Annotated in this window: 13 protein-coding genes; 2 read left to right on the top strand and 11 right to left on the bottom strand. The window is 52.6% G+C overall.

Annotation, left to right across the window (positions count from 1 at the left end; all coding sequences use genetic code 11):
• Window positions 1-56 precede the first annotated feature (56 nt).
• Genes VGJ94_03620 through rpsB form a run of 10 tightly spaced genes read right to left on the bottom strand, consistent with a single transcriptional unit; the run spans window position 57 to window position 7,982 of the window.
• Window positions 57-818, bottom strand: coding sequence for a site-2 protease family protein (locus tag VGJ94_03620; protein HEY3275685.1), 762 nt, complete (start codon window positions 816-818; stop codon window positions 57-59).
• Window positions 819-871: 53 nt separating this feature from the next.
• Window positions 872-1,561 (bottom strand): tRNA (adenosine(37)-N6)-threonylcarbamoyltransferase complex dimerization subunit type 1 TsaB, encoded by a 690-nt coding sequence (gene tsaB / locus VGJ94_03615; protein ID HEY3275684.1) that lies wholly within the window; start codon window positions 1,559-1,561, stop codon window positions 872-874.
• Entirely contained in the window at window positions 1,551-2,636 is a 1,086-nt protein-coding gene (gene rseP / locus VGJ94_03610) for an RIP metalloprotease RseP (GenBank protein HEY3275683.1), read from the bottom strand. The genes tsaB and rseP overlap by 11 nt, the downstream gene beginning before the upstream one ends.
• Complete coding sequence (gene dxr, locus VGJ94_03605) at window positions 2,626-3,780, bottom strand: 1-deoxy-D-xylulose-5-phosphate reductoisomerase (protein ID HEY3275682.1); 1,155 nt, start codon at window positions 3,778-3,780, stop codon at window positions 2,626-2,628. Before dxr ends, rseP begins: the two co-directional genes overlap by 11 nt.
• Window positions 3,777-4,574: a phosphatidate cytidylyltransferase gene (locus VGJ94_03600; GenBank protein ID HEY3275681.1), complete on the bottom strand. Its 798-nt coding sequence runs from the start codon at window positions 4,572-4,574 to the stop codon at window positions 3,777-3,779. The genes dxr and VGJ94_03600 overlap by 4 nt, the downstream gene beginning before the upstream one ends.
• Window positions 4,575-5,300: a polyprenyl diphosphate synthase gene (uppS, locus tag VGJ94_03595; GenBank protein ID HEY3275680.1), complete on the bottom strand. Its 726-nt coding sequence runs from the start codon at window positions 5,298-5,300 to the stop codon at window positions 4,575-4,577.
• Window positions 5,301-5,308: 8 nt separating this feature from the next.
• The gene (gene frr, locus VGJ94_03590) at window positions 5,309-5,866 is read right to left on the bottom strand and encodes a ribosome recycling factor (protein HEY3275679.1); all 558 of its coding nucleotides are present in this window, start codon (window positions 5,864-5,866) and stop codon (window positions 5,309-5,311) included.
• A gap of 1 nt (window position 5,867) precedes the next feature.
• Window positions 5,868-6,572 carry a UMP kinase gene (gene pyrH, locus VGJ94_03585; GenBank protein HEY3275678.1) on the bottom strand — a complete coding sequence of 235 codons (705 nt, stop codon included), beginning with the start codon at window positions 6,570-6,572 and terminating at the stop codon, window positions 5,868-5,870.
• A gap of 3 nt (window positions 6,573-6,575) precedes the next feature.
• Window positions 6,576-7,181, bottom strand: coding sequence for a translation elongation factor Ts (gene tsf, locus VGJ94_03580; GenBank protein HEY3275677.1), 606 nt, complete (start codon window positions 7,179-7,181; stop codon window positions 6,576-6,578).
• A gap of 12 nt (window positions 7,182-7,193) precedes the next feature.
• On the bottom strand, window positions 7,194-7,982 hold the full coding sequence (rpsB, locus tag VGJ94_03575) for a 30S ribosomal protein S2 (GenBank protein HEY3275676.1): 789 nt from the start codon (window positions 7,980-7,982) through the stop codon (window positions 7,194-7,196).
• Window positions 7,983-8,487: 505 nt separating this feature from the next.
• Here rpsB and VGJ94_03570 point away from each other — a divergent pair.
• Window positions 8,488-8,619, top strand: a complete 132-nt coding sequence (locus tag VGJ94_03570; GenBank protein ID HEY3275675.1) for a hypothetical protein — start codon at window positions 8,488-8,490, stop codon at window positions 8,617-8,619.
• Between the two features lie 11 nt (window positions 8,620-8,630).
• Complete coding sequence (locus VGJ94_03565; GenBank protein ID HEY3275674.1) at window positions 8,631-9,785, top strand: radical SAM protein; 1,155 nt, start codon at window positions 8,631-8,633, stop codon at window positions 9,783-9,785.
• 371 nt (window positions 9,786-10,156) lie between these two features.
• Here VGJ94_03565 and VGJ94_03560 read toward each other — a convergent pair.
• A partial coding sequence (locus VGJ94_03560; protein ID HEY3275673.1) for a tetratricopeptide repeat protein occupies window positions 10,157-11,089 on the bottom strand: 933 nt, incomplete at its 5' end.

The raw sequence follows: 11,089 nt of genomic DNA, 5'->3' as shown, positions 1-11,089 counted from the left end.
TCTTACCGTGAGTCCCGATACGCGGTATTCATGGACCATCGGCCTGCTCCGGAATTCTAGGCCACAAGCCTCATGATATCCTTGATCGAGATAATTGCCGTGAGGAGGGCGAATAATGCCAGGCCCGCCAGAGTGGTGACTTGGTAGGTTCTCGGGCTGAAGGGTTTTTTCCGTATCCATTCCCCGAAGACCATTGCGAGCTGACCGCCGTCAAGGGCGGGAAAGGGGATAAGGTTCATGATGCCAAGGCTCAGGCTCAACACACCGGTAAAATAAAGGAGGTTGATCATTCCCCTGGTCGCTGCCTTGCCTGCCATGGCGGCAATGCCGATGGGACCGGAGACACCGCCCAAGGCCCCGTGGCCGGAGACCATATTGACGAGGAACATGACCGTCCCTGCCAGGGCCTCCCAGAAGGTCCTGAAGCTTAAAGATACGGCATCGAGGAAACCAAGGTGTTTGCCTGCCATGAAAAGAGGAATGAAGAGAATGAGGGCGAAGGCGATATTGAAGAGCGACCCCGCGGACATGATGAGGACCCTCTTTGCATGCGATGTTTCAAGGAGTGCTTTCGCGTCGTCCGTTACGTCGTCCCGGGAAAAGGAGACAAAGCCTCCGAGGGGAAGAAGGCGCAGGGTGAACTCCGTCTCGCGGTGCCGGAACAGGGTGAACAGGCGGGGACTGAAGGGAAAGCCTATGGAGAATTCATAGACCTTGATCCCTGACCGCCTCGCGGCTATAAAATGGCCGAGTTCGTGGACCAGGACGACGACGGTGAATACGGCCATAAAAGCCATGAAAGAGATTGCAATCTGCATTGTGCTGCCTCCTTCCGAATTTCTGCATTCTTCTATATCAGTATAAGCATTACTCAGGTGACGGTGACATTGAATTTGATCTCCGCCTCGGACCTGCGGCCGTAAATGAGGGCCGGCCCGAGGGAGGCCTCGTCGTCGACACGCCTGAGCGCCTCTCGTGCGAAGTGCTCACCTGAAATGGCGCGGAACCCGTTTTTGATTATTTTTACGTCGCCGGCCTCCGATAGGTCCTTTTCGCAGAGAAGAACGCCCGTGCCGAAGCAGATGCAGGGGGTCTTCAGGATAGTGCCTATATCGCCGGGCTTCATCGACTTATAGCCGGTAATGTTTTCGAGCCTGCCCGCCGAGGCCCGGTAGAGGGCGGTAAAGACCTCGCCTTTCTTCGCGTCGATTACGGGGAGTATGTAATGGCCTTCCATAAAATCGAAGGGTGATGCAAGTACGTCGAGAGTCGGGACGCCGACGAGGGGGATTTCCATGCCGGCGGCGAGACCTTTTGCAAAGGCGAGGGCGACGCGCATGCCCGTAAAAGAGCCCGGTCCAAGGGTTACCGCCACAAAAGAGAGGTCTTTCACCTGGCGGCCGTGGCCGGCGAGCATCTGCTGCACGTGACCGGGAAGCACCTGGGAAGGGGGAAGGGTGCTTTTTACGCGCCTCTCCTCCAGCAGGGTAACGCCCATGGATAATACGAGGTTGAGGAAATCTATGGAGTTATCGATCGCGAGGAAAAGCCTACTTTCCACCAAAGAACCTCGAAAAATCGAAGATCCGGTCGAAATCATTGTAAAACGCAAATGCCATGATGAGGACCAGGATTGCGAGGCCCACCTTCTGAGCAAAATCGACCGTCTTCGTGGAGAGCCGTCTGCGCGTCACAAGCTCGATCAGATGAAACAGGATGTGACCGCCGTCAAGGACGGGAATGGGGAGAAGGTTCACTACCCCGAGATTTATGCTTATGAGTCCGACGAAATAGAAGAGGCTGCTCGCCCCCTCCTTGGCCTGTTTACCCGCTGCCTGGAGGATTAGTATGGGGCCGCCGATATTCTTGGGGGAAATAGACCCCTGTATCAGCTTCACAATGCCCATGACGGTGATTTTGGAAAGGTTCCAGGTCTGATACGCGGCCCTGTCGAGTGCGCCGGTGACGGTCTCCTTCTTGGTGACGAGATCGCTTGAAGGGCTGACGCCGATGACCTTCCGCTTCATCGGCTCCCCGAAGAGGTTTTTCGTCTCCATGACTTTGGGCACGATAGTGAAATCGATGGTCCGGTCGTCCCTCTTGACGACGAATTTGATCGGACCATCGCCCGCTGCCGTCATGGTGTCGAGGAGGTCGGAAAATTCATGGATAGGCTTCCCGTCGGCGCTCACGATCACATCGCCTTCCCTGATGCCTGCCTCATACGCGGGAAGGCCTTTCTCCACGCCGCCCACTTTCGAAGAGAGGACGGAATAGCCGCTCAGGAAGACGAAATAGAAGATCAGGAACGCAAATATGATATTGAAGGCAGGACCCGTGAAGGCGATCAATATTTTTACCCACGGCGGCTTATGCACATAAGAGCGGGGGATGTCTTCCTCCGCGATCTCATCGTCAACGGACTCCCCCAGGAGTTTTACATAACCTCCCAGCGGAACGGCGGACAAAGCATATTCGGTCTCACCTTTCTTGAAGGTAAACAGTTTCTTCCCGAACCCGAGAGAGAAGGCGAGGACCTTTACGTTTGCGAGACGGGCCACGATAAAGTGGCCGAACTCGTGGACCAGTATAAGCAGACTCAACGCGATAAAACCATAAATTATATTAATGACCATAAAACTCCCCTAGTTTTCTTTCCGTAAACTCTTTTGTCAGTCTATGAATCTCCCATATCGAATCGACCGTGTCAATGACCCGGGCAGCAGGATGATGGGAGAGGGCCTCTTCGATAAGTATTGGTATCTGGGTAAAACTGATTTTTCCCTCCACGAATGCCGCCGCCGCCACTTCATTGGCGCTGTTTACGGCAATGAGCGCGCTGTCGCCCATTTCGAGGGCCTCGTAGGCAAGCCTCAGGCATGGAAACCTTTCAAGGTCCGGCGGATGGAAGGTGAGATTGAAGGGCTCGTCCATGGAGAGTTTTCCGAAGGGAAGGGGATGCCTCTCCTCTTCATTGAGCGCATAGGCAATGGGTATGCGCATGTCCGGGTATGACAGGTACGCCATGATCCCGTTGTCCACGAATTCTATGATGCCATGGATGATGCTCTCCGGATGGACCACGACTTTTATGCGGTCCGGGCTGATATCGAAAAGCCAGCGTGCCTCTATTACCTCAAGTCCCTTATTCATCATGGTCGCCGAGTCGAGGGTGATCTTGTTGCCCATTTTCCACGTGGGATGGTTGAGGGCCTCTGCCGGGCTTACCCTCTCCAGGTCCTCAATGCTCAGGCCCCTGAAGGGGCCGCCCGAAGCGGTGATGGTAAGATGGCTGAGCTCTTTTCCGGGAACCGACTTCAAAAGCTGGTATATGGCGGAATGCTCGCTGTCGACGGGGATGAGTTTTCCCGTGCCAATCCTCAGCAGGGCCTCGACCATTCGCCCCCCCATTACAAGGCTTTCCTTGTTCGCGAGGGCCAGGACCTTGTTCTGTTTCAATGCTTCAATCGTGGGCTCGAGCCCAATGCTTCCGGGTAGGGCGTTGACCACGATGTGGGCGTCCATGCCTATCATCTCCTTCATCCCCTCCATGCCGGGAAGCACCGTTGCAGCCCCTATGGGCCCGATGCGGTCTGCGCCGTCGTCATAGGTGGAGACAAAGGGAGATTTGAACCTTTCCACCTGCTCTTTGAGGAGGGCGATGTTTTCCCTGCACGCGAGGCCCAAGACTTCGAATTTTTCCTCCTGCTGGGCGATCACGTCGAGGGTCGCTCTTCCAATTGAGCCTGTGGAGCCGAGTACGACGATCTTTTTTCTCATATTTTCAGACCTGAAAGGTAGTGGTAGAACAGGGGCGCGGTAAAGATAAAACTGTCGATACGGTCGAGAATGCCGCCATGACCGGGAATGAGGGATGAGGAGTCTTTCACGTTGCTTACCCTTTTCCAGATGGATTCAAAGATGTCGCCCGTTTGTCCGAGAACGCCTATCACCGCTCCCATTCCGATCGCCTCGAAAATACCGAACCCCAGGAGCCTGCTCGAAAGGGACAGGATGAGCATGCTTCCCACCATCGCGCCGAAAAGGCCTTCCACGGTCTTTTTGGGGCTGATGAGCGGCGCCAGAGGCCTCTTGCCGAAATTCTTTCCCGCCACATATGCCCCCGTATCGCTCGCCCAGATGGCGAGAAGGAGGATGAGGGGGAAGAAAGTATTCAGGCCCTTGAGCAGGCCGAAATAGAAGAGGGGGAGGACGATAAAAAGCTGGCCGATAATGAGGGTGTTTATGGCCGTCATGATCTCGGCATTGATCTTTTCCTTTTCACCCCGTCGCCTGAGGGAGACGGCGAAGAGGTAGAGGGCGGGAGAAAACAGGAGCCAGAGCCCATAGGCGACGTAAGATTGACGGTAGAGGGGGATAAAGGCGACCAAGGCAAGGAGGGCGAGAAAATATTTCTCCTTCCCTCCCGTCATGCGCACCAGCTCGATGAGGGCACAGGCCGAGACCGTTGCCATAAAGAGCAGGAACCACTTGGGGGGAAAGAAATAGAGGATGCCTACAATGGGGGGAGCGAGACATATTCCGGCCAGCACCCTTTTGGATAGTTCGCTCACTCAGATTTCCTTTACGTTGCCGAATCTTCGGTCCCGTCGCGCATATTCGGCGAGGGCCGTCATATACTGCGCTCTCCGGAAGTCGGGCCAGAGCGTATCGGTAACATATATCTCCGTATAGGCCATCTGCCAGAGGAGGAAATTGCTGAGCCTCATCTCTCCGCTCGTTCTGATCAGAAGGTCGGGATCGGGTATGGTCATGGGCCCCGTGTAGAGGTGCTTCGCGAGAACCCGTTCATTGATCCTTTTTATTTTTCCGGCATTGAGATCGTCTACGATCGAAGCCACGGCATGGAGGATCTCTTTCCTTCCGCTATAGCTCAAGGCGATGCTGAGAAGGAGGTCCTTGTTCTTGGAGGTCGATTTCATCACGTGGCCCAACTGGGCCTGGAGGCGTGCGGGAAAATCCTTGATCTCGCCCAGAACATTGAAGCGGATGCCTTTTTCCATCATGAGAGGGAGCTCTTTTTCAAGGTAATAGCCGAGAAGGTACATAAGGGTGCGTATCTCCTCACGGGGTCTCGTCCAGTTTTCCTTGGAGAATGCATAAAGGGTAAGATAAGGTATATTGAAGTCCCGTGACGCGGTCACGATCTCCCTGACTGAGTCGATGCCCACTGCATGGCCCTCAGCCCTTGGAAGGCCGCGCGACTTCGCCCACCTCCCGTTTCCATCCATGATGATCGCTACGTGGACCGGGACGCTCTCCACTTTCAGGTCGTGCATATCCTGCGTCAGATCTCCAGGATCTCTTTTTCTTTGTCGGAATATGCCTTTTCGGCGATCTCGATATACTTGTCGGTCAATTTCTGGACATCCTCCTGGCTCTTATGGAGGTCGTCTTTGGAGACGAGTTTATCCTTTTCCTGTTTTTTCAGCTTTTCGTTTATCTCCCGCCTCACGTTTCTCATGGCTACCCTTGTGTTTTCGAGCATCTTGCTGCCCGATTTGGTAACCTCTTTTCTTCGTTCTTCCGTGAGCTTCGGGAAGGAAAGCCTGATAGTTTTGCCGTCGGATTGGGGAGTTACCCCCATATCGGACTTCTGAATGGCCTTTTCTATTTCATTGATCGCCGCATTATCCCAGGGCTGGATAGTGATGGTCCTGCTGTCCTGGACGCCGATGGTCGCTACCTGATTGAGGGGTGTGGGCTGATTGTAGTAATTGACCTTGATATCATCGAGCAGGGTCACCGACGCCACACCGGTTCTCAGTTTCGACATATCCTTCTGAAGGGTGGCGAGCGATTTTTTCAGTTTCTCTTCCAGTTCCTCGATTATCTCGTTTTTCATACTACCTCCTGACAATTGTTCCCACGGGCTCTCCCGATACCGCCCTTTTCATGTTGTTTCCCTTGATGTTGCATACTATGATCGGCAGCATCTGATCCCTGCAGAGGGTAATCGCCGTCATATCCATTACCCCCAGGTTCTTGTGGAGGGCATCCATGTAGGTGACCTCCGGCAAGAAAACGGCATCCTTGTGGACCACAGGGTCCTTGTCGTAAATACCGTCGACCTTTGTTGCCTTGCACATTACATCTGCTTTTATCTCGACTGCCCTAAGCGCCGCCGCGGTGTCCGTGGTGAAATAGGGGTTTCCCGTTCCACCGGCAAAAATCACGACCCGTCCAAGGGTAAGATGCTTCATGGCCCTCTGCCGCACATAAGGCTCCGCTACGCTGTCCATTCTGACGGCGCTTAAGACCCTTGCCGGCACACCTGCATTTTCAAGGCTTGCCTGAAGACCGAGGGCATTGATCACCGTGGCGATCATGCCCATCTGGTCCCCTGTCACCCTGTCGATACCCTGCTTCTCCGCTTTCACGCCCCTCATGATGTTCCCGCCTCCCACGACAATCGCGATCTCGGTTCCTGCTTCCGCGATCTCCTTGATCTGGGACGCCACTTCCGCAAGGGTGTCGGGGTCAAGCCCGTATCCCTGTGCTCCCATGAGGGCTTCTCCGCTCAGCTTGAGAAGAACTCTCTTGTACGCCATATATTATTCGGCTACCGTCTCGCCCAGCTGGAACCGCACGAACCGGTTTACCACTATCTTCTCGCCCATTTTCACGATAAGCTCTTCCAGAAGGCCGTTTATCGTCACGTCCGGGTTCTTGATGAAAGACTGCTCCATGAGGCAGAACTCCTGGAAGAACTTCTCCATCTTCCCCTCGGCAATCTTATCCACGATCTTCTCGGGTTTTCCCGATTCAAGGGCCTGAACCCTGTAGATGTGCCGCTCTTTCTCTTTCGCCTCTTCCGGAACGTCCTCCCTCCTTACATAAGAGGGGTTCGACGCGGCCACCTGCATGGCCAGGTCCTTGGCAAATTCCTGAAATTGCGTGGTGTTCGCCACGAAATCGGTTTCGCAATTTACCTCGACCATCACTCCGATCTTGCCGCCCGTATGAATATAAGATGAGATCACGCCCTCGGACGCGACCCTGCCCATTCTTTTCTGGAGCTTCGCAAGCCCTTTTTCCCTCAGGAACTCAATGGCCTTCTCCATTTCGCCTTCGGCATGCTTCAATGCCTCTTTGCAGTCCATGAGGCCGACGCCGGTTTTCTCCCTCAGTTTCTTAACGAGTTCTGCTGTGATTTCCATGCTTCCTCCTTGCTATTTGCCGCTCTCGAGGTCTTCTTTGTTTTCCTCGAGGATGCTTTCATCTATGAAGGGCTTCAACTCTTCGTTTCCCTCCTCCTTGGCCTGAAATTCCTCTATGTAGAGCGCTTTTCCCTCGAGGCACGCGTCGGCGATCTTCGAGGTAATCAGTTTTATTGCCCGTATGGCGTCGTCATTTCCCGGAATGATATAGTCGATATCATCGGGATCGCAGTTCGTATCGACGATGCCGACTGTCGGTATCCCCAGTTTCTTCGCCTCGTTTACCGCGATATACTCCTTCTTCGGGTCGACGATGTAGATTGCACCCGGAAGACGCTCCATGCCCTTGATGCCGCCTATGTTCTTCTCGAGTTTGAGCCTCTCTTTCTCGATGCCGATGGCCTCTTTCTTCGGGAGTACCTTATAGATGTCGCTTTCCTTCAGCTCTTCGTATTTTCTCAACCGGTCGAGACTCTTCTCGATGGTCTGAAAATTGGTGAGCGTGCCCCCGAGCCATCTCACCCTTACATAGAAAGCCCCGCACCTTTTTGCCTCTTCCGCTATGGCTTCCTGGGCCTGTTTCTTGGTTCCCACGAAGAGGATGTACTCATTGCGCGCCGCGACCTCTTTGACGAAGTTGTAGGCTTCCTTGAACATCTTCAGGGTCTTCTGGAGATCGATGATGTAGATGCCGTTCCTGGCGCCGAAGATGTACGGTTTCATCTTGGGATTCCAGCGTTTTGTCTGGTGCCCGAAATGCACACCGGCCTCGAGAAGTTGTTTGATGGTAAGATTAGACATGAAACCTCCTGGTTTATTCTTCCGCCTTTCGCTCTTCGGCCCCAGACAGAGTCGTCTGCACCCTGGTGTCGATTGAAAGACGTGCAAATTTAAGTCCAAGTATAAATACCATATGATATCAAATATTTCAACATAAAATAGAGAGGTTTCGTAAGTCCTCAGTTTCAGTTCGAAACCCATTTCCGCCGCAGATAAAACCGGATAAGGGCGGATAAAAGCCTCCTTGTCCAACTGGTGACGCTACCGGTTGGACACTCTCCAGCCCGGCGGGCAGGGAGTATTGACCGGCCAGGGTCGGCCGGGCAAATCGCAGTCATTCTGTTTTCATCCGGTTTTATCCGAAGTTATCTGCGGCTGAACAGGACCTTGATCTAGATTGAGGGGTTACGAGGTTTGCCGTGGCTTGCGCCTGCCTGCCGCATCACGGCAATACCGGAATATTGATTGAAGATTAAGAGGTTATATGCTAGACTGATGTCTCGGACAAATAAGGAGGACGAGCATAATGGCATCCAATACAAAGAAGACTGACATGAGAAGAAAGAGAAAGAAGACGTCCCAGGGCAAGAAGCGGAAAAACGTCATGTCCAAAATGTCGACTCCCGCATTCGCGATCCAGGTAGAAAAAAGCGAATAAACAGAAAACCCATGGGTGATACCCTGAGATACGAGATAGGCCCCATCAGGCCACCCAACGAAGCCTACAGCCTGCTCGTGAGGTTTACGCGGAACTGCCCGTGGAATCAGTGCGACTTCTGCCACACCTATAAAGGCAGGAAATTCGAAAAGCGGAAGCTCTCGGATATCAAAAGGGACATCGACACCATAAAGGCCATCGAGGACGACGTCCATGCCCTCTCCATGAGCTCGGGATTCGAGGGAAGGATCACGGAAGACCTGGTGGACCACATCTTCGGCGACCCCGGCCGGAACGATTGCTATAAAAGCGTCGTAGCCTGGCTTTATTTCGGCGGCAAGAATGTCTTTATCCAGGACGCGAACTCTCTTGCCATGAAGCCGGAAATATTCATCGAAGCCCTCGCCTACCTGAAAGAGAACTTCCCCTCCATTAACCGCGTGACATCATATGCCCGGGCGAGGACAATTGCCAAAAGACTGACCGTGGAAGACCTGAAGGCAATGAAGGCGGCAGGGCTCACGAGACTCCACATCGGCCTCGAAACAGGGAGCAACGCCCTTCTCAAGCAGATGAACAAGGGCGCGACCAAGGAAGAGCACGTGACCTGCGGGAAAAAGGTGAAAGAAGCGGGCATCGAGCTCTCCGAGTATATAATCCTGGGCCTGGGGGGAAGGATGATGTGGCGGGACCATGCGCGTCAGACCGCCGATGCCCTCAATAAAATCAACCCCGATTTCATCAGGATCAGGACCCTCAAGATCCTGAAAGACATGCCCCTCTACGACAAAGTCGCAAAGGGCGAGTTTCACATCCCCCAGGATGAAGAGATCCTCCTGGAGGAAAGATTCCTCCTCGAAAGCCTCGAAGGCATTACGAGCGAAATCAAGAGCGACCATATACTCAATCTCCTGGAAGACGTGGAAGGAAAGCTCCCCGAAGACAAGGAGCGCATGATCGCCGTCATAGATCGCTTTCTCGCCATGCCGGCAGAGCAAAAACTCGTCTACCGCTTCGGCAGAAGGGCCGGGATGTATAGGAGCCTGGACGATCTTAAGGACGAGCTTTCTTATTACCGCATTAAAAAAGCCATTAGGGAGATGGAGGAGAAGGAGCCGGGGAGTGTGGAAAAGACTCTTAGTCTCCTCCTCGAAAACTATATATAGGTCGAGTCGTCTTCTTCCCCAACTCTTCGTTGCCTGCGTCGTCACACAGTTCGACGTACTAGAAGTACGCCTTCACTATGCTCCTCCTGGTCGCCTCGATTTGAGAAAGAATACGACCCGACGACGGATGTGCCTGTTTTTATATCGAAAACAAAAAGCTAAAAATAGAAAATTATCTGGAATAAACGAATTTGAGGCTGTTGCACCTACGGCTAAATAGCCGGGCTAAAGAAGTTGGCGGAGAATTATGGTTTGAAAGCGAGAGCGGAGCCAAGTCAAGGGTGATGCTGATCGTCAAAAGTGAAATGAAAAGAAATTCCAAAAGTTCGTCCACATTGCAGTCATGCATTCGTCACGGGAGAATCGGATATTTACAGAAGTTTTCGCAATTGAGCTATCTTAAATTCTATCCTCTCGACGAAGGCCCACTTCCGCAACTTTATATCTGTCTTCAACAGCAATTCATAATAGTCTATTGCATTATTTATCTCGTGCCTTTTTTCATAAATCTCAGCCAAAATCCGATAGCAAACCCCATTTGTCCATGGATTGCCGGGATCAAGCCGAAGACTATCCAAAGCCTTTTTTACAGCCAAATCCTCTGCCTTGGAATCATTAAACTTTGATAAAAGATTTGCCCAAGACGCCAAGACCTGTCCTTTGTATTTCCCTTCTGTGCGCAATTCTAAACTTGTATCATACGCCAACTCTGCCTCTTCCCAGCGCTCCTTATCTTTGGATAACAGATTGCCCAGCGAATGGTAGACTTGAGCCTGATCCTCCGGTCGTGTAGACAATTCTAAACTCATAACATACGCCTTCTCTGCCTCTTCCCAGCGCTTCCTATTTTTCGACAACAGATTGCCCAGCGAATGATAAGTCTCCGCTTGACTCTCAGGAAACCTATCCAATTCTATGCTCGTACCATACGCCAACTCTGCCTCTTCCCAGCGCTTCCTATCTTTCGACAAAAGATTGCCCAGCGAATGGTAGACTTGAGCCTGATGCTCCGGCCCTGTAAATTTTATGCTGTCACGCAGTGCACGCTCAGCAATGCCCTTGTCTTTAACTAATAATCCGAAGAAATGTGCTGCGATTCCAAATATCTTGCCTGGTCGACCCTTTTCCCAAACTATTCGAAAATACTTTAATTGGCCTTCCGTATCCTTTCTGGCCCGCGCCGCCATGCCACGCAGGAAAAGAACTTCAAGTGGAAGGAATTTTAGTTGCCGATCTATTTCGGGTGCTATATAATCAGCAGCTTCGGCAGTCGCCTGGGCAACTGAGAATGAGGAGTTTTGCCA

This window comes from Syntrophorhabdaceae bacterium (assembly GCA_036504895.1).
Classification (GTDB): domain Bacteria; phylum Desulfobacterota; class Syntrophorhabdia; order Syntrophorhabdales; family Syntrophorhabdaceae; genus PNOM01.
The sequence above is the reverse complement of the archived record's forward strand: the minus strand, read 5'-3'. Positions and strand labels throughout refer to the sequence as shown.

Bases quoted from the DNA above. Each gene is read 5' to 3' on its own strand.
- VGJ94_03620 (HEY3275685.1), bottom strand. From the start codon at position 818: ATGCAGATTGCAATCTCTTTCATGGCTTTTATGGCCGTATTCACCGTC.
- rseP (HEY3275683.1), bottom strand. From the start codon at position 2,636: ATGGTCATTAATATAATTTATGGTTTTATCGCGTTGAGTCTGCTTATA.
- dxr (HEY3275682.1), bottom strand. From the start codon at position 3,780: ATGAGAAAAAAGATCGTCGTACTCGGCTCCACAGGCTCAATTGGAAGA.
- uppS (HEY3275680.1), bottom strand. From the start codon at position 5,300: ATGCACGACCTGAAAGTGGAGAGCGTCCCGGTCCACGTAGCGATCATC.
- frr (HEY3275679.1), bottom strand. From the start codon at position 5,866: ATGAAAAACGAGATAATCGAGGAACTGGAAGAGAAACTGAAAAAATCG.
- pyrH (HEY3275678.1), bottom strand. From the start codon at position 6,572: ATGGCGTACAAGAGAGTTCTTCTCAAGCTGAGCGGAGAAGCCCTCATG.
- tsf (HEY3275677.1), bottom strand. From the start codon at position 7,181: ATGGAAATCACAGCAGAACTCGTTAAGAAACTGAGGGAGAAAACCGGC.
- rpsB (HEY3275676.1), bottom strand. From the start codon at position 7,982: ATGTCTAATCTTACCATCAAACAACTTCTCGAGGCCGGTGTGCATTTC.
- VGJ94_03570 (HEY3275675.1), top strand. From the start codon at position 8,488: ATGGCATCCAATACAAAGAAGACTGACATGAGAAGAAAGAGAAAGAAG.
- VGJ94_03565 (HEY3275674.1), top strand. From the start codon at position 8,631: ATGGGTGATACCCTGAGATACGAGATAGGCCCCATCAGGCCACCCAAC.